This window comes from Sulfurospirillum diekertiae (assembly GCF_002309535.1).
Taxonomy (GTDB): Bacteria; Campylobacterota; Campylobacteria; order Campylobacterales; family Sulfurospirillaceae; genus Sulfurospirillum; species Sulfurospirillum diekertiae.
Map to the genome: position 1 here is coordinate 548,588 of NZ_CP023275.1, position 25,854 is coordinate 574,441.

The 25,854-nt window shown below is 39.6% G+C and carries 21 protein-coding genes and 6 tRNA genes; 20 read left to right on the plus strand and 7 right to left on the minus strand.

Annotated features, from left to right (window positions below):
• The first annotated feature begins 47 nt into the window (after positions 1-47).
• The 8 genes from SJPD1_RS02845 (at position 48) to SJPD1_RS02880 (ending at position 9,985) form a co-directional block, all read left to right on the plus strand.
• Positions 48-1,283: an OprD family outer membrane porin gene (locus tag SJPD1_RS02845; RefSeq protein ID WP_096045884.1), complete on the plus strand. Its 1,236-nt coding sequence runs from the start codon at positions 48-50 to the stop codon at positions 1,281-1,283.
• A gap of 161 nt (positions 1,284-1,444) precedes the next feature.
• The gene (locus tag SJPD1_RS02850; protein WP_096045885.1) at positions 1,445-2,563 is read left to right on the plus strand and encodes an ABC transporter substrate-binding protein; all 1,119 of its coding nucleotides are present in this window, start codon (positions 1,445-1,447) and stop codon (positions 2,561-2,563) included.
• A 101-nt stretch (positions 2,564-2,664) separates the two neighbouring features.
• Positions 2,665-3,561 (plus strand): branched-chain amino acid ABC transporter permease, encoded by an 897-nt coding sequence (locus SJPD1_RS02855; RefSeq protein ID WP_210394405.1) that lies wholly within the window; start codon positions 2,665-2,667, stop codon positions 3,559-3,561.
• A 1-nt stretch (position 3,562) separates the two neighbouring features.
• Positions 3,563-4,603 (plus strand): branched-chain amino acid ABC transporter permease, encoded by a 1,041-nt coding sequence (locus SJPD1_RS02860; protein WP_088437548.1) that lies wholly within the window; start codon positions 3,563-3,565, stop codon positions 4,601-4,603.
• A complete protein-coding gene (locus tag SJPD1_RS02865) occupies positions 4,600-5,373 on the plus strand; it encodes an ABC transporter ATP-binding protein (RefSeq protein WP_096045886.1) in 774 nt (257 codons plus the stop codon). The genes SJPD1_RS02860 and SJPD1_RS02865 overlap by 4 nt, the downstream gene beginning before the upstream one ends.
• Positions 5,360-6,055 (plus strand): ABC transporter ATP-binding protein, encoded by a 696-nt coding sequence (locus SJPD1_RS02870; protein ID WP_096045887.1) that lies wholly within the window; start codon positions 5,360-5,362, stop codon positions 6,053-6,055. The genes SJPD1_RS02865 and SJPD1_RS02870 overlap by 14 nt, the downstream gene beginning before the upstream one ends.
• A 273-nt stretch (positions 6,056-6,328) precedes the next feature.
• A complete protein-coding gene (gene ccsA / locus SJPD1_RS02875) occupies positions 6,329-9,466 on the plus strand; it encodes a cytochrome c biogenesis protein CcsA (RefSeq protein ID WP_096045888.1) in 3,138 nt (1,045 codons plus the stop codon).
• A 72-nt stretch (positions 9,467-9,538) separates the two neighbouring features.
• Positions 9,539-9,985, plus strand: a complete 447-nt coding sequence (locus tag SJPD1_RS02880; protein ID WP_096045889.1) for a hypothetical protein — start codon at positions 9,539-9,541, stop codon at positions 9,983-9,985.
• 10 nt (positions 9,986-9,995) lie between these two features.
• On the opposite strand, the gene SJPD1_RS02885 is transcribed toward SJPD1_RS02880, so the two are convergent.
• The 7 genes from SJPD1_RS02885 to SJPD1_RS02915 form a co-directional block, all read right to left on the minus strand.
• Positions 9,996-10,070 (minus strand) — tRNA-Glu (locus SJPD1_RS02885).
• Between the two features lie 25 nt (positions 10,071-10,095).
• Positions 10,096-10,171: transfer RNA gene (locus SJPD1_RS02890), tRNA-Lys, on the minus strand.
• A 53-nt stretch (positions 10,172-10,224) separates the two neighbouring features.
• A tRNA-Asp gene (locus SJPD1_RS02895) sits at positions 10,225-10,301 on the minus strand.
• Between the two features lie 7 nt (positions 10,302-10,308).
• A tRNA-Val gene (locus SJPD1_RS02900) sits at positions 10,309-10,384 on the minus strand.
• A 28-nt stretch (positions 10,385-10,412) separates the two neighbouring features.
• Positions 10,413-10,488: transfer RNA gene (locus tag SJPD1_RS02905), tRNA-Glu, on the minus strand.
• A 12-nt stretch (positions 10,489-10,500) separates the two neighbouring features.
• Positions 10,501-10,576 (minus strand) — tRNA-Lys (locus SJPD1_RS02910).
• A 54-nt stretch (positions 10,577-10,630) separates the two neighbouring features.
• Positions 10,631-11,740, minus strand: a complete 1,110-nt coding sequence (locus SJPD1_RS02915; RefSeq protein ID WP_096045890.1) for a CinA family protein — start codon at positions 11,738-11,740, stop codon at positions 10,631-10,633.
• 303 nt (positions 11,741-12,043) lie between these two features.
• Between SJPD1_RS02915 and ileS the strand changes: the two genes are divergently transcribed.
• The 12 genes from ileS to SJPD1_RS02970 all read left to right on the plus strand — a co-directional run bounded on the left by ileS (position 12,044) and on the right by SJPD1_RS02970 (position 25,827).
• Entirely contained in the window at positions 12,044-14,806 is a 2,763-nt protein-coding gene (gene ileS, locus SJPD1_RS02920) for an isoleucine--tRNA ligase (protein WP_096045891.1), read from the plus strand.
• Positions 14,799-14,942 (plus strand): hypothetical protein, encoded by a 144-nt coding sequence (locus SJPD1_RS14480; RefSeq protein ID WP_167750153.1) that lies wholly within the window; start codon positions 14,799-14,801, stop codon positions 14,940-14,942. Before ileS ends, SJPD1_RS14480 begins: the two co-directional genes overlap by 8 nt.
• Positions 14,943-15,020: 78 nt before the next feature.
• On the plus strand, positions 15,021-16,379 hold the full coding sequence (gene gatA / locus SJPD1_RS02925; RefSeq protein WP_096045892.1) for an Asp-tRNA(Asn)/Glu-tRNA(Gln) amidotransferase subunit GatA: 1,359 nt from the start codon (positions 15,021-15,023) through the stop codon (positions 16,377-16,379).
• Positions 16,380-16,392: 13 nt separating this feature from the next.
• Complete coding sequence (gene guaB, locus SJPD1_RS02930; protein WP_087437817.1) at positions 16,393-17,841, plus strand: IMP dehydrogenase; 1,449 nt, start codon at positions 16,393-16,395, stop codon at positions 17,839-17,841.
• Positions 17,842-17,965: 124 nt separating this feature from the next.
• A complete protein-coding gene (metX, locus tag SJPD1_RS02935) occupies positions 17,966-19,075 on the plus strand; it encodes a homoserine O-acetyltransferase MetX (protein WP_096045893.1) in 1,110 nt (369 codons plus the stop codon).
• Position 19,076: 1 nt separating this feature from the next.
• On the plus strand, positions 19,077-19,280 hold the full coding sequence (gene xseB, locus SJPD1_RS02940) for an exodeoxyribonuclease VII small subunit (RefSeq protein WP_096045894.1): 204 nt from the start codon (positions 19,077-19,079) through the stop codon (positions 19,278-19,280).
• Positions 19,277-20,068, plus strand: a complete 792-nt coding sequence (locus SJPD1_RS02945) for a carbon-nitrogen hydrolase family protein (protein WP_096045895.1) — start codon at positions 19,277-19,279, stop codon at positions 20,066-20,068. The genes xseB and SJPD1_RS02945 overlap by 4 nt, the downstream gene beginning before the upstream one ends.
• Positions 20,065-20,730: a HesA/MoeB/ThiF family protein gene (locus SJPD1_RS02950; RefSeq protein ID WP_096045896.1), complete on the plus strand. Its 666-nt coding sequence runs from the start codon at positions 20,065-20,067 to the stop codon at positions 20,728-20,730. The genes SJPD1_RS02945 and SJPD1_RS02950 overlap by 4 nt, the downstream gene beginning before the upstream one ends.
• Positions 20,731-20,759: 29 nt before the next feature.
• On the plus strand, positions 20,760-21,890 hold the full coding sequence (locus SJPD1_RS02955; protein ID WP_087437821.1) for a succinyldiaminopimelate transaminase: 1,131 nt from the start codon (positions 20,760-20,762) through the stop codon (positions 21,888-21,890).
• Positions 21,891-21,956: 66 nt separating this feature from the next.
• On the plus strand, positions 21,957-23,267 hold the full coding sequence (murC, locus tag SJPD1_RS02960) for a UDP-N-acetylmuramate--L-alanine ligase (protein ID WP_087437822.1): 1,311 nt from the start codon (positions 21,957-21,959) through the stop codon (positions 23,265-23,267).
• On the plus strand, positions 23,267-23,626 hold the full coding sequence (locus SJPD1_RS02965; RefSeq protein WP_087437823.1) for a hypothetical protein: 360 nt from the start codon (positions 23,267-23,269) through the stop codon (positions 23,624-23,626). The genes murC and SJPD1_RS02965 overlap by 1 nt, the downstream gene beginning before the upstream one ends.
• Positions 23,626-25,827 carry an endonuclease MutS2 gene (locus SJPD1_RS02970; RefSeq protein WP_087437824.1) on the plus strand — a complete coding sequence of 734 codons (2,202 nt, stop codon included), beginning with the start codon at positions 23,626-23,628 and terminating at the stop codon, positions 25,825-25,827. Before SJPD1_RS02965 ends, SJPD1_RS02970 begins: the two co-directional genes overlap by 1 nt.
• The last annotated feature ends 27 nt before the right edge of the window (positions 25,828-25,854 follow it).

Consider the following 25,854-nt stretch of genomic DNA (forward strand, 5'->3'; position numbering starts at 1 on the left):
CTTCGCCTTGTAACCAAATGGTAATCAAACATTTTCAAGGAGAAAATATGAAATTAGCTAAACTTAGCTTGGCGGCTATCGTTGTTGCTGGACTCGCATCTAGCTCATTCGCAGCAGATACACTTGCTGACGCATTTAAAAATGGAACAGTAAATGGTGAGCTTAAAGCTTATTATTTTACAAATGATAATGGTAAATCAAGTGAAGATATTTTTAGTACAGGTGTTCTACTTGGCTATAAAACAGCTTCATTATACGGTTTGTCATTAGGATTAACATTCCAAGGTAGTGCTTCACCATTTGCTGATGATGGTGGGAAAGATAGATTTAATAGTAGTATGTACGGACCAGGTGCTGTTCTTTCAGAAGCATATGTAGCATACAACATTGGTAAAACAACTGCAATGGTTGGTCGTATGTTCTTAGATACTCCACTTGTTGCAAGTTCTGGTTCAAGAATTGTTAAAGAAGCATTTGAAGGTGCTGCAGTTATTAATACTGATCTTCCAAATACAACTTTAATCGCTGGTTATGTTCAAAAATTTCAATCTAGAACAAATCGCGACGGCAAAATTGGTGAATTTACTAAAAGCTTCGCAACAAACTCTTGGAATAATGTAGATGTTGAAGATGGCGCTTATACATTAGCAGCTATCAATAAATCAGTTACTGGTTTAACATTAACTGCTGCATATGCAGATGTAAATAATATTATTCAAGTAGCATACGCTGAAGCATTGTACGAAGGAAAAGCTGGTGAGATTGGTTATACCCTTGGTGGTCAATACTACTACAATAAGCTAGATAGTAGCTTGGTTGCACCTGATGATACAATCGGCCTCTATGCTGTCAAAGCTGGATTAAGCTTTAAAGGTATCAATGGTACCGTTGCTTACTCAAAAGTAGGTAATGATGATGTTGCTACTGGTGTTGTTATTTCTGGTTTAGGTAATGGTGCGGATCTTCTTTATACTGACGCAGTTATTGCGATGAACGGCTATAACAGAGATACAGCATCATATCTTGTTGATTTAAACTATGATTTAACAGCAGCTGCAAATATCGGTGCACGCTACGTTGTTGCAGACGGGTATTTGGATGCAGGTCTTGTTGGTGCTACAAAAACAACTACAGCAGACAAATATAAAGCTTCTTCTACAGCAGTTTACGGTACTTACAAATTTGAATCCCTCAAAGGCTTTAGCCTTGGCGCTCAATATGAACACCAAGATAAAGATGTAGATGGCGACGATCTTTGGGTTAAAGCTAACTACAAATTCTAATTTCTGCCTTTTACTTCCACCCCTTTCTCGGGGTGGAACGCTTTTCTTTCTTTTTAATATTTCTTATCTGCATATTTTTTATACAACTCTTCCCAAACTTTACATTCAATCTTAAGTAACTTTTTTGTACTATATTTCCATTACTACACTAAGGAGTATTCATGAGAAAACTAGCTCTACTCGCTACATCTGTTGCGCTTTTAGCATCATCATCTTTTGCTAAAGACGTCAGTGTTGGTGTCGCCATGTCTATGAGTGGACCACTCGCGGCATATGGTCAAACTGCCTATGAAGGTATTGAGTTTGCAAATTCCTTGCAACCAAAACTTAAAAATGGGGATACCATTAAATTGGTGCTTATTGATACCAAAGGTGATAAAGTTGAGTCAGCCAATGCTGCAACGAGACTGATCAGTTCTGACAAAGTTGTGGGAATTCTTGGTGAGTTAACCAGTACAAACACGGCACAAGTCATGGCAATCGCTGAGAAAAAACAGATTCCAGTTATCTCTCCTGTTGCAACAAACGACAAACTCACTGAGCAAAAAGAGTTTGCAAATCGTGTTTGTTTTACTGACTCATTCCAAGGTGCGGTTGTTGCAAACTATGCAACAAAAGATCTTAAACTCAAAACTGCGGTTGTTGTCGTTGATCAAGCGCAAGTTTATTCACTAGGTCTTGCAAAAGCATTTACGGATGCATTTACAAAAGCAGGTGGCAAAGTGATTAAAGAGATTAAAGTTAGCTCAGGTGACAAAGACTTTAAAGCCGTTGTCTCTCAAATCAAAGCAGCAAATCCTGATATGTTGTTCTTACCAATGTATCATCCAGAAGTTTCTATGATTGCTCGTCAAGCAAAACAAATTGGTTTGGTTAAACCAATGTTCTCAGGCGACGGTGTTGCCAATCAAACCTTTATTGACTTAGGCGGTGATGCGGTTGAGGGTTACATGTTTACAGACTTCTTTGACTATGCTGCGCCTCCAACACAACGCTCAAAAGATTTTATTGCAGCCTATGCTCAAAAAACAGGAAAACAAGAGGTTAACTCTTTTGTTGCTCTTGGTGCAGATTCTTATAACGTTATGATTGATGCGATGAATCGTTGTGCAAATCCAGAAGACAGCGTATGTGTCAACAAAGAGATTAAAGCTACAGCTAACTTTGAAGGTGTATCGGGTGTTATCAACATGGATAAAACGGGTAACTCTACACGTTCAGCTGTTATCAAAGTTGTTCAAAATGGTAAAGCGGTTTATAAAGCAACCGTCAATCCATAATTGTTCATCTCTCTTTACATGTAAAAGTGTAAAGAGAGATTTTAGAGCAATCTCCACTTATAAAAGTGGGAATTGCTCTAAAATATTTTAGGAGAATCTATTTGGATTTAACAATGTTTATGCAACAGATGGTCAATGGCTTCAGCCTTGGCAGTATGTACGCGCTCATTGCCATTGGTTATACGATGGTATATGGAGTCTTAAGACTTATCAATTTTGCGCATGGCGATATTATGATGGTGGGTGGATTTTTAGGTTATTTTGGCATTGCCATTCTTGGTCTTCCTTTTGGTGCAGCAGTCCTTTTAGCTATTGTGGGTTCTGCCATTTTAGGTATGGCGAGTGATTTTATTGCATACCGACCTTTGCGTAGTGCTCCAAAAATCTCACTTTTAATTACAGCGATTGGTGTTAGTTTTTTTCTTGAAAATGCTTTTAACGTCTTTTTCGGAGGCGTTCCTAGAGCCTTTCCGGTGCCTGCTTACCTTGAAGAAATTGTTGACATTATGGGTTTAACGATGCCTGTTTCCGCAATTATCGTACCTATTATTACTGCTTTCTTATTGGCTGCAATTTTATGGGTACTTTTCAAAACAAAATACGGTATGGCGATTCGAGCTTTAGCGTTTGATGTTGGAACGGTTAATCTTATGGGAATTGATGCAAACCGCATTATTACGCTGGTGTTTGGTATGGGTTCAGCCCTTGCCGCAGTTGGCGGTATCTTTTGGGCAGTTAATTACCCTTCCGTTGAACCAATGATGGGTGTACTTGTAGGTCTAAAAGCCTTTGCAGCAGCCGTTGTCGGTGGTATTGGAAGCGTCGGTGGTGCAGTGCTTGGAGGATTGATTATTGGCTTTACAGAAGTGGTTGTTATTGCTTTTTTCCCAGAGTTGGGTGGATATAAAGATGCGTTTGCTTTTATCTTTTTAATTCTTATCCTTCTGTTTAAACCCACAGGAATTTTGGGTATTGATTTTGAAAAAAGTAGGTTTTAATATGAACAGCCTTATCCTAAAAAAAGAGCTATTGATCAAGCTCACGATAGTTGCATTAACACTATGGTTTATTTGGTTTTCCAATACACACTTTGACGAATATACCGTAAGAATTTTAAACAATATTGCTATTTTTGTTATTCTAGCAGTGAGCTATAATCTCATTAACGGCGTAACCGGTCAGTTTTCTCTTGAGCCCAATGGCTTTGTTGCCATCGGTGCCTATGTAACGGCACTTTTACTAGTAAGCCCTGAGTCGAAACAGTATCAATATGCCATTGTTGATCCTTATCCGTTTATATTAACACTACATGCTAACTTTGTCGTAGCACTTTTATTGGGAGGTATATTTTCAGCCATACTGGCGGCATGTCTCTCTTTCCCTGTCTTTAGAGTACGTGGAGATTACCTTGCAATCGTAACACTTGGCTTTGGCTTTATTATCAAAATTTTAGCGATTAATGTACCAGAAGCAACGAATGGCTCACTTGGACTCAATGACATTCCTGAATTTTCTAATCTTTATTGGACAGGCGGCATTGCAATGATTGCGGTTATTGTTGTGCTCAATATCATCAATTCTAAATTTGGCCGCGCAATGAAAGCAGTTCGTGATGATGAAGATGCTGCCATTGCAATGGGCGTAAATACCTTTAAAGCCAAAACATTAGCTTTTTGCACCAGCGCCTTCTTTGAAGGCGTTGGGGGTGGGCTTTTAGCCGCACTCTTAACCAGTATTTCTCCTGATCTTTTTGACTTTTTCTTTACGTTTCAGCTACTTATTATTATCGTTTTAGGTGGTCTTGGTAGTACAACAGGCGCAATTATTGGTACGGTTTTAGTGATGGGTGGAAGTGAATGGATGCGTTTCTTGGATGAGCCAATACACCTCTTTGGCTACAATGCACCTGCAATGCCCGGTATGCGTATGGTTGTTTTTTCTCTTGGACTTATTTTGATCATGCTCTTTGCACGCGAAGGTATTATGGGGAAACGAGAACTAACAGACTTTTTTAAACCACGTAAAAAGGGTGACAAATGATCTTGAAAATTGACAATGTCACTAAAAATTTTGGTGGTGTTACTGCCATAAAAGAGACTAGTTTTAGTGTTGCTCCTAAAGAAATTTTTGGACTCATTGGCCCTAATGGTGCAGGTAAAACGACGATGTTTAACATTATTACGGGTAATTATACACCGACATCAGGAGAGGTTATTTTTAGAAATGAAGCCATTAGCGGTTTGAAACCTCACCATATTGTACGAAAAGGTATTGCAAGAACGTTTCAAAATATTAGACTTTTTTCAAGTATGAGTGTTTTGGACAATATATTAATCGGGTTTGATTTCCAGGCACATTATGGATTTTTAGAATCTATTTTGCGTTTCCCTCGTTTTATTGGGGAAGAAAAGCGTATTAAAACACGTTCGATGGAAATTTTAGACTATTTTGGAATGAGCTCCTATGCCCACGATAAAGCGGTTGATTTGAGCTATGGCCAACAACGTAAAGTAGAAATAGCACGTGCTCTTGCAACCAATCCAGATCTTTTGCTACTTGATGAACCTGCGGCTGGTATGAATCCATCTGAGACTGAAGAGCTGGGTGAGATTATTAAAAAGGCACGAGTTGATTTTGATTTGACGGTTCTTTTAATTGAACATGATATGAAGTTTGTCAATCAATTGTGTGATAAAGTTTTAGTTTTAGATTATGGTAAAACTATTTTTGAGGGTAAACCCGCTGATGCGATACAAGACCCTGAAGTGATATCAGCGTATTTAGGAGATTTTCTTAATGATCAGTGTTAAAAATTTACATGTCTATTATGGACTCATTGAGGCTGTTAAGGGAATTGATTTTGAAGTAAAAGAGGGACAAATCGTCTCTTTGATTGGCTCAAATGGTGCAGGTAAAAGCTCAACACTCAAAGCACTTCTTAACAGTGTTAAAAAAACAGGTGATATCAATTTCTTAGGTTACGATACCCATAACCATAAAACACATACTCTTGTACAACATGGACTCTCTTTAGTTCCAGAGGGAAGAAAGATTTTTATTAACTTAACCGTTGAAGAGAATCTTCGTATGGGTGCCTTTAATAATGATGAAAATTTTGATCATCTTAGGGATGCTATGTATGAGCTTTTCCCTCGTATTAAAGATAAACGCTATCAACTAGCAGGGACAATGAGTGGCGGTGAGCAACAAATGTTAGCGATTTCACGTGCCTTAATGGGTGAACCAAAGCTCTTAATGCTTGATGAACCAAGTCTTGGACTTGCGCCTAAAATTGTTGGTGAAGTTTTTGAGATCATTACACGATTACGTAGTGAGGGAATTACCATTCTTTTGGTTGAGCAAAATGCTTTTGCCGCTCTTAAAATTTCAGATTATGCCTATGTTTTAGAAAATGGTAAAATCGTGATGAATGGCGTTGCATCGGAGATGATTGGCGATGATACTATTCGTAAAAAATATCTTGGTGGATAAAAAATCCACAGCTTCTGTTTACATGTAAATCTCTCTTAGCGGAGGTTTACTATGTATATTCTATCCTTTTATAAAACCTCGTCCCATTGATACCAAACAATCACAAGTTATTGTCGTAGATATTGTCCTTAAGGGAATGACAAATGAAATATAATAGTGCATCTTTTTTTGTTTTTTTAAATTCAACTACGCTCTTCAGGGAACATTTATGATTTATAAATTATTTACTCTAAAAAGGTAACATAACTTAATTTTTCCAGACAAGGGAGTTTTATGGATTTTGTATTGAAGCAGATTTTTTCGATGAAATCGGCTATCATCCTTATGGTACTTTTTGGACTTTTTTGTGGTGTAGCAACGTTTATTGAAAATGATTTTGGTGTCGAGACAAGTTGGGCACTGATCTATACTGCATGGTGGTTTGAACTGATTCAAGTTGCGTTAGCACTCATTTTAATCTTTAATATTATTCGATATAAACTCTACAAACTCGATAAATTACCTGCATTTTTATTTCACATTAGTTTTGTTTTTATTCTTATTGGTTCTGGCATCACGCGTTATTATGGCTTTGAGGGAACTTTACATGTAAGAAATGGTATGCAAGAGGACAAAGTTTTATCCAGTAGTACTTTTGTTCAAGTGAGTGCATTAAAAGAAAATAAAACCTATAGCTATAGTCATCCTCAACTTATTTCTCGTGCAGGAGGCAATGGCTTTTCATTCTCATTTGATGTAGGTGGTGACAAAGCAGAAGTAAAATTTAAACAATATCTCCCCAATGCTACTGCAAAAGTTGTCGATGATCCACAAGGTGTTCCAATGATTTCAATGATGCTCAGTGGGTATGGCGAAAGTCTCAATGTTGTTTTAAAAGAGGGCGATACTTACGAGTCAAGTGAATACATTTTTAGTTTTAATGCCCAAGCTCCTCAAACCAAGAAGACCATTATCCAATTCACATTAGAGGATGGGAAATTTTATTTTTACTCCAAAGAAAAAATTGCATGGTTTAAAATGGCTGAAAACAAGCGTGGGGAATATGCAGCTGATAATAAGCAAGATTTTGTAATAGGGCAGCTTTATACCATTGGAAATGTGAATTTTGCACCACGTTATATTGGCCTTAAAGGGCAAGAAAAAGTTGTTGAAGATAAAAATCCTATGATAAAAGCAAATGGAGTATCGGCCATTATTGTCGATGCAAAATACAAAGGCGAAACAAAAGAAATCGCTATGTTTGGACAAGGAAAAGGGAGCGAAGGTGAGCCAACTAAGATCCTGATCGCAGGTGTCCCTTTCATTTTTGAGTGGGGTGCTCAAATTTTCACACTGCCTTTTGCAATCCAACTCAATGAATTTCAGCTGGATCGTTATGCTGGATCAATGTCTCCAATGTCTTATGCGAGTGAAGTGGAAGTGGTTGACAGTGAAAAGGGGGTTCATGTGCCTTTTCGTATCTATATGAATCACGTACTGGATTATCGTGGATTCCGTTTTTTCCAAAGTTCGTACGATAAAGATGAAAAAGGAACAATTTTATCTGTCAATAATGATCCTGGAAAGCTACCAACTTATTTTGGATATCTTCTTTTAGGCATTGGACTTTTCTTTAATTTACTCAATCCAAAAAGTCGTTTCCGCAAACTTGCAGGAATGGTACAAAAAGATATGACTAAGGTAAAATCTGTCTTGGTGGCACTTATCTCAGTATTTGTTTTAAGCCAAGGAAGTGCACTACATGCCTATACTACGGAAGAATATATAGGATTTTTAAAACAGTACGATGTGAAACATGCTGATAAATTTGGGCGTGTTTTGGTGCAAAGCGTTGATGGAAGAATTAAACCAATCGATACAATTTCAACAGAACTTCTCAATAAAATTTATGGTGGGTCCACCTATGAAGGGCTGAGTGCAAATCAAGTAGCCCTTAGCATGATGAGTTCTCCTAGCGAATGGCAAGGCCTACCTATTATCAAAGTATTTCATCCTGATTTGAAAAAAATTATTGGTATTCCTGAAAATCAAAAATATGCCTCTTTCAATGATTTTTTTGAAAAAGAGGGTGATCATGCTTATAAGTTAACCAAATATTCCGAAGAAGCTAATCGTAAAAAACCAGCGCTTCGTAACCAATTTGATAAAGATATACTCAAAGTAGATGAGCGTGTTAACATTTGTTATATGGTTTATACAGGTGAAGTCTTTAAAATGATTCCTAAGCAAAACGATATTAACAAAAAATGGTTTGCACCTCAAGAAGCGGTTATGAACTTTTCCAAACAAGAAGGTGATGAAGTGAGAGCACTTCTTGGTGGATATTTTGATTCTATTAGCGAAGGGTTGGAAAAAGGAAATTGGGAAAATGCCAACAAAGCTATTGATAAACTTCAATCGTATCAAGAGCAGTATGGTTCTGAAATTATCCCAAGTGATAGTCGTATTAAAGCAGAAATTTTCTTTAACCATGCGAAAATATTTGCACGATTGACCCCTGTGTATCTTCTCAGTGGCTTAGTCTTACTCTGTTTTATTTTTGCAAAAATGGTCAAATCCTCTTTAAATATTAAGCTGGCAACAAAAATTGTTTTAACCATTAATTTTATTGCTTTCTTAGCCCATACTGGAGGGCTCGGACTAAGGTGGTACATCTCTACACATGCTCCTTGGAGTGATGGATATGAGTCTATGATCTACATTGCCTGGGCAATAGCACTTGCGGGTATCTTCTTTTCTCGCCAGTCTGTGGTTTCTCTTGCATTGACATCCATTCTTGCTGGAGTAACGCTTTTTGTGGCACACCTTAGTTGGATGGATCCACAAATTACCAATCTTGTACCCGTTTTAAAATCATACTGGCTCAATATCCATGTTTCAGTTATCACAGCAAGTTATGGTTTCTTAGGATTATGTGCGCTTCTAGGCTTCTTTACTTTAATTTTATTTATCATAAGAAGCACAAAACCAACCAAACGTAACGTTGAAATTGAACGCAACATTATTGAAGCAACACGTATTAATGAAATGGCGATGATTTTAGGACTGAGCCTTTTAACCATTGGTAACTTTTTAGGGGGTGTTTGGGCCAATGAATCGTGGGGCAGATACTGGGGATGGGATCCTAAAGAGACGTGGGCTTTAGTTTCAATTCTCTTTTATGCAGCTGTGGTGCATTTAAGATTTATTCCCAAATTTAATACACCTTTTGCGTTTGCAGTTGCTTCAACGATTACTTTCTCTTCCATTATTATGACTTATTTTGGCGTTAATTTTTATCTTTCAGGTATGCATTCCTATGCTGCAGGTGACCCAATTCCTGTGCCATCTTTTGTCTATTATACCGTTGCCATTGTTGCTCTTGTCATTGCTCTGGCGTATCCTAAACGGGGTATCTCTAAAACCTTATAAATACAAAGAGGGATATTAATCCCTCTTTTAAGTTTGTGCTATAATAGGCAAAAATTTAAGAGGCTCTCCGTCATGCAAGAGAATTATCTCATAATAGCGATTGTTGCTGTTATTGCCATTGTTCTAATCACCTTATTTATTATTGTTGCAAATTTACAAAAAACTGTTGTTGTAGAAGTGACGCATCATACACAAGAACAAGAAGATAAAGCTCGAAAAGTAGTGATTGAAGAGTTAGTCGATATTGCTGCCAAACGTACTTCTTCTCGCAATGATCTTACCAATGCAATCCTCAAAGTAGCCAAAGAGTGCCCTTTTCCTAACAAAGAAAAAGGAATAGCGCCAAAACTTTCTAAGGTCTATCTCAATTTTATCTTGCTTATTGCAAGCCATCGTAATGCTGATGCAAAATTGATAGCATTTATGGATGAAGAGCTTAAAAAAGCCAATCCTGATTATAAGCGAGAAATTGATTTGTATGAGAATGAGGGTATTAATCAAAGGGGTAATCGAATTTAAAGTAGGAAAATGGCGACCCCAGGGGGACTTGAACCCCCGTTCCCGCCTTGAGAGGGCGGTGTCCTAACCACTAGACGATGGGGTCGCACAAGTGTGTTTGTTTAGGACAATGGTGACCCGTGATGGATTCGAACCATCGACCACCTCCTTAAAAGGGAGATGCTCTACCGACTGAGCTAACGAGTCATGCTCAGACAGTTTCATAATACGATAAGAAAATGCTGAGGGAAAATAAAAAGTGGCGCGGCGGACGGGGCTCGAACCCGCGACCCCCGGCGTGACAGGCCGATATTCTAACCAACTGAACTACCGCCGCGCATAAATGGTGGTCGCTATAAGACTCGAACTTATGACATCCACCTTGTAAGGGTGGCGCTCTACCAACTGAGCTAAGCGACCATTAGAAACACTAAAGAAGAAATATCAATGGCGACCCCAAGGGGATTTGAACCCCTGTAACCGCCGTGAAAGGGCGGGATCCTGGACCACTAGACGATGGGGTCGCACAGATAAAATGGTGACCCGTGATGGATTCGAACCATCGACCACCTCCTTAAAAGGGAGATGCTCTACCGACTGAGCTAACGAGTCATTCACGTTCTTCTCGTAATGAGGCTGAAATTATAGAGAAAAAAAGTTCATTTGTCAAGACATTTTTTCACTTTTCAAAAAAATATTTTCACCTACATGTAAAAGCAACTTTAAGGCATGGTACGCACTTTGTGTTTGAATATACTCGCGATCACCTTCCAAAAGAAGTCTTTCAATGAGAATATTACCCTCTTTATTGCGAGCACCTACGTAGACCGTACCAACAGGTTTTTCAATACTTCCACCCGTTGGACCTGCGATACCGCTCGTTGCTATGGCAAAATCAGAAAGGCTAGCATTGAGAACTCCTTCAAGCATTTCACGCACACAGAGTTCACTGACTGCTCCAAAGCGCTCAAGCGTGTCGTTACTGACTCCCAACCATGACTCTTTGATTTCATTAGAGTAAGTAACAAGCCCCCCTTTGAAAACAGCTGAAACGCCTGAACGTTTAGTAAGCATAGAGGCTATGAGTCCTCCGGTACAGCTTTCTGCAATACTGAGTGTCTTTCCATGGGCTTGAAGTGATTCTGCGATATGTTCAATGACATCAGGGTGATTGATTACTTTTTGAGGAAGAAGCGATTTTGCTGCTTTAAAAAAGCTTTCTAAATTGCCATATTTATTGGAGATTGCTTCGATGGTCATCCAGCCATCAATAATTTTTGCGGGAGTAATGCGAATCTCAAAATTTTGGGCTAAGGGTTCAAGTAAGATTTTAAGAGAATCTTCATCAATATTGATAATGGAAAATAGGGCTGAACTATTTTTATTCTCGATTAAAACAGTAGGAAGCTTTTTATTTTCACTGGCTTTGATAACATTTATGAGTTTACTATCGCGTTCCAAAAGATAGCTGTTTTCTTCAAAATGGACTGTCTTAGAAGGAATGAGCATACCTCCTTTAAGTTCTAGGGACTCTTCCCCAAGCGTTGCAATGACTTTATTGACAAGATTAAAACTATCATTAGCTGTGACAATGACGATTTCATCAGCATGTGTGATAGACTCTTCTAAGACAAAGAAGAGGTCTTTATCATTTTTATCAATATAGACAGTTTGATCAGGAAGATCAAGATGTTTGATAATCGTTGCATGAATATAGTTTAAAAATGGCAGATTGTATCGCAGCGCTTTTCCAACTACGATCAAAGAGCTTTTCATAGGAATCCCTTTTTTTGTTTTTTTAATAGAGTTCCGCAAGAACTCTTAGCACGTTTTGAAGCAAAGCTTTAAACATTACATTAACACTAGATTTTCTTTGGCACAAGCCATGCACCCTTTGATGCTTTGAACTACTACTAGGGCATTAAAGCTTGCCAACTGTATTGGCGGACTCAAACTTAGAGTCATAACGTATCTCGTATTATACCGTAAGTGCTTCTTAAATCGTTTTTAGATAAACTTGCCTCATTTTAAGAGACGCTTACATGTAAAGAGTTGTAGCTTCCAAGGAGAAATAAATAGATGGACTATAAAGAGACCTTGCTTCTTCCTCAAACCGATTTCCCAATGCGTGGCAATCTTCCTCAAAATGAGCCTGCACGTTATGCCAAGTGGTTTTCCAAAGAGGAGAGCGCTTATGCAAAAATGATCAAAAATAGAGAAAATGCCCCAACGACATTTATTCTTCACGATGGTCCTCCGTATGCCAATGGACACATTCACATTGGACATGCCCTTAATAAAATTCTCAAAGATGTGATCGTCAAAACCCACTATTTTTTTGGTGAAAAAGTACGTTATGTTCCCGGTTGGGATTGTCACGGTTTGCCCATTGAGCAACAAGTGGAGAAAAATCTTGGGAAAGAGAAAAAAGATGCCCTTCCCAAAAGCAAAATTCGTGAGTTGTGTCGTGAACATGCACGTAAATTTATTGATATTCAACGTGAAGAGTTTAAATCCCTAGGTGTTATTGGCGATTGGGATAATCCCTATATGACGATGAAATTTAAATTTGAAGCCGACATCTACCGCGCATTGTGTGGCGTTGCCGATAAAGGACTTTTGGTTGAACGCAGTAAACCGGTTTACTGGTCATGGGCGGCACGTAGTGCGTTAGCCGAAGCCGAAGTCGAGTATGAGGACAAAGAAGATTATTCTATTTTCGTTGCTTTTGCACTGAGTCCTGAAGCTAAGGCAAAACTAGCAATCAGCACGGATGCTTCAGTTATTATCTGGACAACAACGCCGTGGACACTGCCTGCGAATGTGGGAATTGCGTTTAGTCCTGATGAAAACTATGTGCTTACGAGTGACGGTTATATCGTCGCTGAGCCTTTACATGTAAAACTGTTAGAGCAAGGTGTGGTGAAAGGTGAAATCGTTAAAACCTTTAAAGCGAGTGTGCTTGAAAATAGTTTTGCTCTTAATCCACTGAATGGACGTAAATCACAGTTTGTTTTAGGGGAGCATGTAACGATGGATGGCGGAAGTGGCTGTGTTCATACCGCACCGGGGCACGGCGATGATGACTACAAAGTAGGGCTTCGTTACGGTCTTGAAGTGATTATGCCTGTGGATGAGAGAGGTTGTTACGATGAAACTGTCGTTCGTTTAGGATTGCTTCCTGATGCGCAGAGTTTTGTCGGTGAGCATATTTTTAAATGCAACGAGCGTATTTTGGAGCTTTTGGGCGACAAACTTCTGAAATGTTCAAAATTTACCCACTCCTACCCATTTTGTTGGAGAACACATCAACCGGTCATTTACCGTGCAACCAAACAGTGGTTTGTGGCGATGGATGAAGCGGTTGACGGACGTGAGAGCCTTCGTAAAATGGCCATGGACGAGCTTCAAAAGGTTCGTTTCTACCCCAAATCTGGCATTAACCGTTTGGGCTCAATGATCGAAAATAGACCGGATTGGTGCATTTCCCGACAAAGAGATTGGGGTGTGCCAATTGCATTTTTTAGAGATAAAACGACGGGTAAACCGATTTTTGATGCGAACGTTGTCACGCATATCGCTAATATTTTTGAAGAAAAAGGTGCGGATGCGTGGTGGGATTTAGAGATTGAAGACCTTTTGGTCGCCAATAGCGGTTATAAGCCTGAGAATCTTGAAAAAGTGATGGACATCTTGGATGTTTGGTTTGACAGTGGTAGCACGTGGAAAGCGGTACTTCAATCTCCAGATTACGATGCGGGGGATTATCCTGCGTCAATGTATTTGGAAGGCAGTGATCAACATCGTGGTTGGTTCCAAAGTTCACTCTTGGTCAGTACTGCCAACAACGGCATTGCGCCGTACGGTAAAATCTTAACCCATGGTTTTACGGTTGATGAAAAAGGCGAGAAGATGAGCAAATCGAAAGGCAACGTTGTTGCGCCTACCGATATTGCAAAAAGCCATGGTGTCGAAATTCTTCGTCTTTGGGTTGGAACCAGTGAATACACGACGGATCTTAAAATCAGTGACAATATCTTAAAACAAATCAGCGAACAGTACCGAAAAATTCGTAATACGTTCCGATTTTTATTGGCAAATATTAATGATTTAGAGACTCTTTTGCCCTACTCGCAAATGAGCGTTTTGGATCAATGGATTTTAGTCCACGCCAAAGCGGTTTTTGATGAGGCGCAGGGGTACTTTAGAGAGTATGAATTCTCCAAAGGATTTGCGCTTTTGAACCATTTTATCGCTGTGGAACTCAGCGGAATTTATCTCGATATTTCCAAAGATAGGCTTTATTGTAACGCTAAAAACGACACGATTCGTCTCTCTGCGCAAAGTGCGATGGCGATGATTGCCGAGAAATTGATGGTCTTGATGGCTCCAACGTTGACCTATACGATTGATGAGATGATGGAGTATGCACCTGCTATCTTAAAACAAAAAGGCGAAAGTGTTTTTGACCTTGTGTACGAGTCACTGCCAAATATGACAACATCGTTTGAAGAAGCTTATATGGTCGAAGCGCGTGAAAAATTCTTTGAGATCGTTGATGCGCTCAAAAAAGAGAAAATCATCAAATCAACCCTAGAGTTGGTGCTTCAAACCAGTTCTCCTAAAATTGCAGCCTTGGAAAAAGTGGATGCGGAAGATTGGTTTACCGTGAGTAAGGTGATTGAACATATGGAAACAGGTGAAATGGGCGTATTTGAAGTCGCAGGCGATCACTTTAAAATCTTTAAAGCTGCCAAATGCAAATGTCCGCGTTGTTGGAAATATCGCGCTAAAAGCGAAGAAGAGCTGTGCCACCGCTGTAATGAGGCTTTAAATGTTTAATTTCAGTGCTCCTGTGCCGTTAAGTTTTGTTTTTATAACCATTGGCGCGATTTTCGCAGTCATTGGTGTGTGTATTTATCTGATCAATGTCAAAACAAAAAAATTGAAATCTGCTGATAAAGGCAGTAAACTTTAACAAACCACAAAGTGAAATGAGTTCTGTTTTGCGTGTCTTTGTGCAAAGTATTTTATAAATAACGATAAAGGAGAGGCGTTGATAACCTTAAAAGAGGCATTAAAACTTCCCAAAGAAGAGATCGAAGCGTTTCGAACTGATTTAAAGCAAAAAATAGAAGCAACAAAAAGTTTGGGTGCTTATATCGAACAGCTTACAGGTAAAGCGATTAGTGAGTATGGTTCAGGCATTCCGATTGCCATTAAAGATAATATTCAAGTCAATGGTTGGGAAGTTACCAGTGGCTCTAACATCCTTCAAGGTTATGTTGCCCCTTACAATGCAACGGTTATTGACAATATGTTACGTCATGGGCTCTCTCCATATGGGCGTACCAATATGGATGAATTTGCGATGGGAAGCTCCACTGAATCCTCGTTTTATGGAAAAACCTTAAACCCGCACAATCCAAAATGTGTCCCAGGTGGTAGTAGTGGTGGTAGTGCCGCTGCAGTTGCCGCGGGCATTGCCATTGCAGCCCTTGGAAGCGATACGGGTGGAAGTATTCGTCAACCCGCCGCTTTTTGTGGCTGTGTTGGATTAAAACCAACCTATGGCAAAGTCAGCCGTTACGGTTTGGGTGCGTATTCAAGCTCACTTGACCAGATTGGACCGATTACGCAAAATGTTGAAGATGCGGCGATTTTATATGACATTATTGCAGGGCATGAGCCTAAAGACTCTACCAGTGCCAACATAGCGCACCAAAGCGTTGCAGACAAACTGAACGCTGATCGTAAAATGACGATTGCTGTGATTGAGAATTACCTCAATGAAGCGAGTCCTGAAGTGCGAGAGCGCATGATGGATGGCATTCGCGCACTCGAAAAAGCGGGACATAAAATTATTTATCGCAATTTTATTAACTCTAAATACGACATCGCAACCTATTATGTGATTGCAACAGCCGAAGCGAGTGCTAACCTCAGTCGTTATGACGGTGTTCGTTATGGTAATCGTGGTAGCAATGAAAACCTCAAAGAAATGTTTATTCAAAGCCGAAGCCTTGGTTTTGGAGAAGAGGTTAAACGAAGAATCCTTTTGGGAACCTTCGTTCTAAGCAGTGGGTATTATGATGCATATTACATCAAAGCACAAAAGGCACGTCATTTTATAAAAGCGCAGTATGAAGCAATTTTTAAAGAGGCTGATCTGATTTTTATGCCTGTAACTCCAACGAGTGCGTTTGAGTTTGGTTCAAAAGCAGATCCATTGGAGATGTACTTGAGTGATATTTACACTATTTCACTCAATCTTACAGGGCTTCCTGGTATTTCGATTCCTCTTGGAATGGATAGCAAAGGGCTTCCTGTTGGCGGACAACTTATTGGTCAAGCGTATGGTGAGCAAGCACTTTTAGATGGAGCGCTGAGCTTAGAGAGAGAATTAGGGTTATAGGAGAAGGACACACATGAAAATTAGAAAAAGAGCATTAACATTTGAAGACGTATTATTGGTACCAAAGTATTCAGAGATTTTGCCTAAAGAGGTTGATATTAAAACAAAATTAACGAAGAATATCACACTGAATATCCCTCTGGTATCGGCTGCAATGGATACCGTAACAGAGCACCGTGCGGCGATTATGATGGCGCGTCTTGGGGGACTTGGCATTATTCATAAAAATATGGATATTGAATCTCAGGTGCGTGAAATCAGACGTGTTAAAAAAAGTGAAAGCGGTATCATCATTGATCCTGTTTCCATTAAAGCCAAAGCGACGCTTAAAGAAGCACTTGCCATTATGTCAGAGTACCGCATTTCAGGTGTTCCTGTAATTGATGATAACGATATATTGATTGGTATTTTAACCAATCGCGATCTTCGTTTTGAAAATGACTATAGTAAAAATGTTGAAGAGCTCATGACAAAAATGCCTTTGATCACCGTTAAAAAAGGCACAACGTTGGATGATGCCGAAGCAATTTTTAGAACCAATAAAGTTGAAAAACTTCCTATCGTGGATGAAAACAATAAACTAGCGGGTCTGATTACAATTAAAGATCTTAAAAAGCGCCAAGAGTATCCTCATGCCAACAAAGACGAGTTTGGTAGACTTCGTGTGGGAGCTGCTATTGGTGTGGGTCAACTGGATCGTGCTCGTGCGCTCGTGGAAGCGGGTGCTGACGTTTTAGTTTTAGATTCAGCACACGGTCACTCCAAAGGAATTATTGATACTGTTAAACTGATCAAAAAAGAGCTTAAAGTTGATATTATTGCAGGGAATATTGCAACTTCCGAAGCGGCACTTGCTCTTGTTGAAGCGGGAGCTGATGGCATTAAAGTAGGTATTGGACCTGGAAGTATTTGTACCACACGTATTGTTTCAGGTGTAGGTGTCCCTCAAATGACGGCAATCGAAGAGTGTTCCGATGTGGGGCGTAAATATGGTGTTCCCATTATTGCTGATGGTGGTATTAAGTATTCAGGTGACTTTGCAAAAGCGTTAGCTGCTGGAGCTCAAAGTGTTATGGTTGGAAGTTTACTTGCTGGAACCGATGAGAGCCCAGGTGAGCTTATTACGTACCAAGGACGCCAATATAAAACCTATCGTGGTATGGGAAGTATTGGGGCGATGACGAAGGGAAGTAGTGATCGTTATTTCCAAGAGGGAACGGCTGCTGATAAACTTGTCCCCGAAGGTATTGAAGGACGTGTTCCTCATGCTGGTTCTATTCGCGATGTCATTTTCCAACTGGTGGGAGGCCTTAGGTCTTCTATGGGCTATGTGGGTGCACGTGATATTATTGATTATCAAGAAAAAGCTGAATTTGTTGAAATTACCAGTGCGGGTCTTAAAGAGAGCCACGTGCATGATGTTATCATCACACACGAAGCACCAAATTACAGAGTAAACTAAGCATTATATTTTTTACATGTAAAAAATATTCTGTCTCGAAAGAGACAAGCTTCAGTGCCACAGCGGCGAGCGTAGGTTTTTGGGCTTTGCCTAAAAACCGTGGTAAAAAGTAATAAGGAAATGTGTGAAAATTCAAACAGCTATTGCCCATTTTGATGAACCGCTCTATTTAGAGAGTGGTCGTATCTTAGAAATCTATGATCTTAAGTATGAGACGTATGGTGACATGAACGAGACCAAAAGCAATGTCATTGTTGTCTTTCATGCCCTCACTGGAAGTTATCATGCGGCAGGTCGCTATGAAGGTGAAACAAAGGCTGGTTGGTGGGATCCTCTCATAGGCGATGGAAAAATCATTGATACAACCAAGTTTTGTGTCATTTGCGTCAATATCCTAGGAAGTTGTTTTGGCTCAACGGGACCTATGAGCATCAATGCTAAAACCAAAGAACCACTACGCCTTAAATTTCCCGTTTTAACGATCAGTGATATGGTTAGAGCACAAATGAATCTTTTTACCAGATTGGGGATCAAAGAGGCGTATGCGATTATTGGGGGCTCTCTTGGGGGCATGCAAGGGCTGTGTATGTCCATTGAGTATCCTGATTTTGCTAAACGGGTTATACTGCTTGCAACCACATACGCGACAGGTCCTTGGGCGATTGCATGGAATAAGATCGCGATAGAGGGTATCGTGAATGACCCACGTTTTAAAAATGGCAATTACGACGCCTCTGATTTTGAAGAAGAAGGGCTGCTCAGTTTTGCGATTGGTCGAATGGCGGGGCATATTAGCTTTTTAAGTCCTTATTCGATGAATAAAAAATTTGGACGCAATTACGTTGAGACGGACGGTCTGTACGAGCTTTTTGGACGTTTTCAGGTGGAGCGTTACATGGAGTATAATGGTTACAGTTTTGCCAAGCGATTTGATCCATTAAGCTATCTCTACATCATTAAAGCGATGAATATATTTGATGCAACACGTAATTATGACTCGTTAGAAGACTCGCTTAAGTTTATCAAAGCAAAACTCACCCTTATTTCATTTCAAGGCGATTGTCTGTTTATGCCTGAAGAGATGGCTTTGATTAAGACAACGATGGAAAATATGGGCAGAGCTGATCGTGTGGATTATGTCTGCATTGACAGTCAGTATGGGCACGACGCCTTTTTAGTTGAGTATGACAAGTTTGATTTTTACATTAAAAAAGCACTGGAAGCGAAGGTATAAGATGAAAGAAGAGAAACAAAGTTTTGAAACAAAGCTTGAGAACGCCAAAGTGATTTTAGAGACACTTTCAAATCCTGAGCTCTCCTTGGAAGAGGGAATGAAAAAATACCAAGAAGGTATTGCCATTTTAAAAGAAGCAACCAAAATGCTTGAAGAGGCAAAACTGACCTATACAAAATTGCAAGAGAAGGAAGCATTGGCATGAAAATAGCGGCATTGCAACTCAGTACACTCCCAATGAGCGAAGCAAAACTCGATTATTACTTTCGCATTTGCAAACAAAAAGAGGTTGAGGTGGTGCTGTTAAGTGAATACGCACTCAACAGTTTTTTCAAAGAGTTAGAAAGTATGCCACTTTCCATGATTAAAGAGCAATCCAATCATAAAATTGAAGTTTTGAAAAAATTGTGTGCGGATTATGATTTGCATGTCATTGCTCCGATTGTCAATATTAAAGGGGAGTTTTGCTACAAATGCAATGCTCATTTTTCGGCTAAATCGGTGCATTTTTTTGATCAACAATTTTTAATTAATTATAAACACTGGAATGAAGAGAAATTCTTTGCCAATACCGTTTCAAAATATGTATTGCCTATCTTTTTACACAATGGTATTCGCTTTGGTATCGTCAGTGGGTATGAACTTCATTTTGACACTGTTTGGATGGAAGTCATGAAGAAAAATGTGGATGTAGTCCTTACACCGACTTCATCCACATTTGATTCAGCACACCGTTGGGAAGAGCTTCTTAAAATGAGAGCCATGTTAAACAATGTTTATATTTTAAGAGCTAACCGTGTGGGAAGTTACAAAGAAGAAGAGACGTGGCAATTTTACGGCAAAAGCAGTCTGATTTCTCCTTTTGGCGAAGTCGAGCTCACCTTAGGCGATAAAGAAGAGATGCTGGTCGCGACCATCGAAAAAGAAAGCCTTGCGGAAGCGCGAAAGCTTTGGGGATGGAAAAAACAGGTAAGTAAGCGAGAAAGCGTATGATGCACTATTTCCACAGACAAGTACAGCTCTGGGGAGAAGAGACACAACAAAGTTTACAAAGTAAAAAAATTGTCATCATTGGTTGTGGAGGGCTAGGAAGCTCTTTAGCGTACGCGCTAGGAAGTTCGGGTATTGGTGAAATTCACCTCGTGGATTTTGATGAAGTGAGTGTGCATAATATTCATCGTCAAATTGCTTTTAAAGTAGGGGATGAGGGAAAACTCAAAGCCGATGTGGTCAAAGAGAGCATTGAAGCGCGTTGCCCTTTTGTCAAAGTTTATGCGCATATCGGACGTTTGGAAGTCTTTACATGTAAAGAGATTGAAGTCGATCTTATCATCGATGCAACCGATAATTTACCAACACGTAGCTTAATTGATGCCTATGCCAAAGAGGTAAAAACACCGTGGGTTTATGGTTCTGTTGAAGCGTTTAATGGGCAAGTTTGCTTTTTTGAGCAGAGTAGTTTTTCTGCCTTTAAGATTAGTGACAAAAAACCTTCCGGTATTGCTGCTCCTATTGTGATGCACATAGCCTCGTTGCAAGCCAATTTAGCATTGCGCTATCTAGCGGGGCTCAGCGTTAAAAAAGATTTGCTTTATTATCTGTTTATCAATGAAGAGGGTGAACTCATCACCCAAAAATTTGGAATGCTACACTAAAAATTGTTTTACATGTAAAAGGAAAACCATTGCATTTTGAACCTTATCCCTTTGAAAAATTAACGGAATTATTAAAAGATATTACGCCCAACAGTGCGTATCCAGCGGTTACCTTAACCATTGGTGAACCACAGTTTGAGACACCTGATTTTATTCAAGAAGCACTCAAAGAAAATGCGCATTTACTCAAAAAATACCCCAAATCTTCGGGCGAAGCATATGTCAATGACGCACAACGCAGTTTTGTGAAAAAGCGTTTTGGCGTTGAACTTAAAGCCAGTGAGTTAATCTCTGTTTTTGGAACGAAAGAGGTGCTCTTTAATTTTCCACAGTACCTTCTCCACGACAAACAAAACCCTGTGATGGCGTATCCAAACCCTTTTTATCAAATTTACGAAGGTGCAGCCATTGCAAGTCGCGCTCGAGTTGTGCATCTGAATTTGACGAAAGAGAACGGATTTAAGCCAGATATTCATTTAGCTGCTCTTAAAGAAGCGGATTTGATTATTCTTAATTCTCCCAATAACCCTACCACTTCGGTGTTAAGCCTTGAAGAACTAGGTGAGTGGGTAAAGTTTGCCCTAAAATACGATATTGTTCTTCTCAATGATGAGTGTTACAGTGAACTTTACGTGGGCGAAAAGCCAGCCTCTTTGTTGGAGGCCTCTTTACATGTAGGCAATGATACCTTCAAAAATATTTTGGTTCTGAATTCTCTTTCCAAACGAAGTTCAGCTCCTGGTTTACGATCAGGTTTTATTGCAGGCGATGAGAGAATCCTCAGTGGTTATGCAAAGTATCGCACCTATGTGGGAGCAGCGATTCCCTTGCCGCTCCAGAAAGCATCGGCTGCAGCGTGGAATGATATGGAACATGTGGAGTTGGCACGTGCACAATACGCAAAGAATCTTTACTTAGCACATGAAATTTTAGGCGTACCTGCCATTAATGCAACGTTTTATGTTTGGTTAGAAGTGAAGAATGATTTGGAGTTTACATGTAAGCTGTATGAGCAGAAAAATATCAAAGTTTTGCCAGGTCGTTTCTTAGGGCGTGGCGGAGTTGGTGAAAACTATGTGCGCATTGCTCTTGTTGAAAATAGTGTGAAAACAGAACAAATTTTAAAAGAGATTAGCGATTTTATTTCTGCTTCAAAATAAGCAGTCTAGCTTTTCAAGCTTGGCTTGTAAAGCGTGTAAAAATAGATTATGTATGAAGGATAATGGTTGAAAAAGGTTCATTTTGTAGGAATCGGCGGAATCGGGCTTTCCGCATTAGCAAAATATTTAAAACAAGAGGGTTATGAGATTACAGGTTCAGATGTTAAAGCCAGTAAAATTACAGCAGGCTTAGAAGAGATGGGCATTTCTGTGCATATTCCTCACGATCCAGCGTGTATTACCGATCAAGATTTAGTGGTGTTTTCAGCGGTTATTAAACCTGATAATATAGAGTTAGTCAGAGCACGTGAGAAAAATATGACGATCATGCCACGTCGTGAAGCTCTTTTGTTTATTTTGAAAAATAGACGTGTTTTTTCAGTCTGTGGAGCACATGGCAAAAGTACAACCAGCGCGATGCTCGCTTCGATGGTAGAAGGCTCTTTAGTTATTGGTGCAGAGAGTAAGCAGTATGGCTCTAATATGTACTACAAAGAGGGAAATAATGTTATTTTTGAAGCCGATGAGAGTGACGCGAGCTTTTTAAACTCCAATCCGTACATTGCGATTGTCACCAATGCTGAGCCTGAGCATATGGAGTATTATAATTATGATTATGACCGATTTTATGGTGCATATCGTCACTTTTTAGAGAGTGCTAAGATTCGTGTCATTAATGCAGAAGATCCCTTTTTGAGTACCCTTCATGAGCTTGAAGCAGATCGCCTTTATCCAAGTCGAGATATTAGTGGTATTGAAACTGTGATGCGAAACGGTGAACCTTTTACCTCATTCGTTCTTAAAGATTTAGGACATTTTGAAGTGTGGGGGATTGGTGCCCATATGGCACTTGATGCTTCACTCGCAATTTTGGCAAGTTTGCATGAGATGGATGTCGATACGGCACGCGAAAAATTGAAAAGCTACCAAGGGATTAAAAAGCGTTTTGATCTTTTGACAAAGAGTGAAAATTTTGCACTCATTGATGATTATGGTCATCATCCCACTGAGATTAAAGCAACATTGCAATCAGCCAAAAAATATGCTGAACTCATGGGACTTACAAAGATTACAGCGATTTGGCAACCACACAAATACTCACGTACGATTGATAATTTAGAGAGTTTTGTCAACTGCTTTGAAGGCGTGGATCAGCTTATCATTTTACCGGTTTGGAAAGCAGGTGAAAAAGAGGTTTTCATTGATTTCGAAAAAGAGTTCGCACGCTATGCGCCACTCTTACCACCACGAATTTATCGAAATGGAAATAGTATTGAGATATCTCCTTGCGAAGCGAACCAACACATAGTTAATGAAGGTTTGGTGATTAGTTTTGGTGCGGGAGATATAACCTATCAACTCAGAGGAGTTATGTGATGCAACTTTTACTTCTTTTAGCACTCGTGTTTCTTATTGCTTCTGTTATCGCTGCCAAAAAGAGCACTTTTTCTAAAAAAGCAAAAGGAGGACTGTTTATTGTCCTTGCCCTTCTCCTCGCTCTTGCCTGGTGGTATGAAGCACAAAGTCGTCAGAACAGTGAAGAAAACCGTTTGATGATTAGTGCGTTCAAACAAGGTAAATCGCTCTATTGTGATGGGCGAGAAATTTCTTCGGATACATTTGTTTTTGTGAATGGAACGCTTAGTTTTATTGCAAACAATAACAATCAAAATGACAGAGGTGTTGTCATCGATATAGCGACATGCACGCTTGAAAAAGTGAAAGTAAATCCCTAATGGAAAAACTTTTTTCAAAACTGGATTTGGTCGATTATGCCCAAAGCTTTAAACACTTTTTAGCACGTGAAAAACCCCTCTTTATGGAGGGTGATGCCAACTTGCATTATAAATTGATTCACGAGCTCCTTACCCGTGATCGCCTCAAGCCTCTGCCTGAAGTTCCTTCTTTGGATGTAGCACTCATGCATCTTAGTAAGATGGGGATACTTCGCCTCAATGAAATTTTTGCGTTTGTCCAAATTGTCAAATATATGCAATATCTCAAAAATATGTTGATTGATCAAAGTCTGGGCGAATGGATGGAACGAATTCTGATTCCGCAAGAGATTACACAAATTTGTGACTATTTTGATGAGAAAGGGGAACTAAAACCTAGCGTTGATGAGCAATTCGCCAACATTGCCCAAAGTCTCAAAATGGTGAAAGATGAGATGAACAGCACGCTTCGTCGTCTCATCTCCACTGAAAAAATAGCCCTCTATCTTGCCGATAAGCAGATTCACTATATCAATAATCAAGAAGCACTTTTGGTTCGCGGTGGTTTTAACCATGTGCTCAAAGGTAATGTTATTGGACGTAGTAGTAGTGGATTTTTCTATGTCGTACCTGAATCTTTAGGCAAACTCGTGAGTCGCGAAAGTGAACTGATAGACCGCAAAGAAGAGCTGGTTTACAAGTACGCCAAGCAAATCTCTTCAGTGTTTACGAAACAGCTCAAATTTTTGGGTTTCGTGAACAAAGAGTTTGATCGTTTTGATGCTTACTATGCCAGAGTGGCGTATGCGAGAGAAAAAGATATGGAGTTTGTGCTTCCTTCTAAGAGTAATACTATTAAACTTGAAAATTTTGCGCATCCAGCCCTTGTCAATCCAAAACCCATTACGATTAATTTTAGTAAACAGGTTTTAATGATAACCGGTGTGAATGCGGGTGGTAAGACAATGCTTTTAAAATCCATCCTCTCGGCTGCCATTTTGAGTAAATACCTGCTTCCAATGCGCATTGATGCCAAACATTCGAGTATTGGTTCTTTTAAAGAGGTATTTGCCATTTTGGATGATCCTCAAAATGTCAAAAATGACATTTCAACTTTTGCTGGGCGGATGAATGAGTTTAGTAAACTTTTTGGTAAGAAAGTAGCACTCATTGGTGTGGATGAGATTGAGCTGGGAACAGACGCGGATGAAGCGGCCAATCTTTTTAAAGTGATGATCGAAAAACTGATCGACAAAGAGATGAAAATCGTCATTACTACCCACCATAAACGCTTAGCTTCTTTGCTTGCCACGCATCCTGAAGTTGAACTTTTGGCCGCAATTTACGATGAAAAGAGCGAGCGTCCCACATACGGCTTTCTCAAAGGAACGATTGGTCGAAGTTATGCCTTTGAAACAGCCCTTCGCTATGGTATTCCTCAGTCTCTCGTTGCAGAAGCACGCGTTTTGTACGGCGAAGACAAAGAAAAGCTCAATGAGCTCATTCAAAAAAATATTGACTTAGAGCTTGAAATGCGCAAAACGTCAGAAGAGCTTGATGCGAGACTTCGTGAGGTAGAAAAACTTAAAGAGTCTTTGCGCGATGAAAAAGAGCGCGTGAGAGAAGAGTTTGATTCTGCATATTCTAAAATGTCAAAAGAGTTCAATCAAGCAATTGGTGAAGCAAAAAAAGCGATTAAAAGTTCGGATACCAAAGAGTCACATCGTCTGTTAAACAAAGCCAACCAATTGCACCAAGAGACACGTAAAGTGATTCCCGATCAAAAAGCAGAGCCTTTACATGTAAACGATAAAATCAAATACGGAAGCTCCAAAGGCATCATTAAAAGCATTAAAAAAGAGGAAGCAACCATCGAGTGTGATGGCATTATGCTTCGTGTCCCTCTCTCTAAACTCAAGCGAACGGGCAATCAACCTAAAGTGCATAAAGCAGGTGTTGTCATCTCCAAAGAGACACCGAGTGGTTCGATGATTTTAGATTTGCACGGGCTTAGAGCTGATGAAGCGGTTGAAAGACTTGATAAATTTTTAAGTGATGCTCTGATGAGTGGTTTTGATGAGGTTTTGGTGTATCATGGTATTGGTACGGGAAAGTTAGCGTATGCAGTAAGAACCTTTTTAAGCACCTATCCATCACTCGTTTCCTATGGTGATGCACCGATTAATATGGGTGGTTATGGTGCTACATTGATTAAACTTTAAAAAAGCTTGATGTTAGAGAATAAACGA

What these genes read in the sequence shown, in the direction of transcription:
- SJPD1_RS02845 (WP_096045884.1), top strand. Translation starts at nt 48, where the DNA reads ATGAAATTAGCTAAACTTAGCTTGGCGGCTATCGTTGTTGCTGGACTC.
- SJPD1_RS02850 (WP_096045885.1), top strand. Translation starts at nt 1,445, where the DNA reads ATGAGAAAACTAGCTCTACTCGCTACATCTGTTGCGCTTTTAGCATCA.
- SJPD1_RS02860 (WP_088437548.1), top strand. Translation starts at nt 3,563, where the DNA reads ATGAACAGCCTTATCCTAAAAAAAGAGCTATTGATCAAGCTCACGATA.
- SJPD1_RS02865 (WP_096045886.1), top strand. Translation starts at nt 4,600, where the DNA reads ATGATCTTGAAAATTGACAATGTCACTAAAAATTTTGGTGGTGTTACT.
- SJPD1_RS02870 (WP_096045887.1), top strand. Translation starts at nt 5,360, where the DNA reads ATGATCAGTGTTAAAAATTTACATGTCTATTATGGACTCATTGAGGCT.
- ccsA (WP_096045888.1), top strand. Translation starts at nt 6,329, where the DNA reads ATGGATTTTGTATTGAAGCAGATTTTTTCGATGAAATCGGCTATCATC.
- SJPD1_RS02880 (WP_096045889.1), top strand. Translation starts at nt 9,539, where the DNA reads ATGCAAGAGAATTATCTCATAATAGCGATTGTTGCTGTTATTGCCATT.
- SJPD1_RS02915 (WP_096045890.1), bottom strand. Translation starts at nt 11,740, where the DNA reads ATGAAAAGCTCTTTGATCGTAGTTGGAAAAGCGCTGCGATACAATCTG.
- ileS (WP_096045891.1), top strand. Translation starts at nt 12,044, where the DNA reads ATGGACTATAAAGAGACCTTGCTTCTTCCTCAAACCGATTTCCCAATG.
- SJPD1_RS14480 (WP_167750153.1), top strand. Translation starts at nt 14,799, where the DNA reads ATGTTTAATTTCAGTGCTCCTGTGCCGTTAAGTTTTGTTTTTATAACC.
- guaB (WP_087437817.1), top strand. Translation starts at nt 16,393, where the DNA reads ATGAAAATTAGAAAAAGAGCATTAACATTTGAAGACGTATTATTGGTA.
- xseB (WP_096045894.1), top strand. Translation starts at nt 19,077, where the DNA reads ATGAAAGAAGAGAAACAAAGTTTTGAAACAAAGCTTGAGAACGCCAAA.
- SJPD1_RS02945 (WP_096045895.1), top strand. Translation starts at nt 19,277, where the DNA reads ATGAAAATAGCGGCATTGCAACTCAGTACACTCCCAATGAGCGAAGCA.
- SJPD1_RS02950 (WP_096045896.1), top strand. Translation starts at nt 20,065, where the DNA reads ATGATGCACTATTTCCACAGACAAGTACAGCTCTGGGGAGAAGAGACA.
- SJPD1_RS02965 (WP_087437823.1), top strand. Translation starts at nt 23,267, where the DNA reads ATGCAACTTTTACTTCTTTTAGCACTCGTGTTTCTTATTGCTTCTGTT.
- SJPD1_RS02970 (WP_087437824.1), top strand. Translation starts at nt 23,626, where the DNA reads ATGGAAAAACTTTTTTCAAAACTGGATTTGGTCGATTATGCCCAAAGC.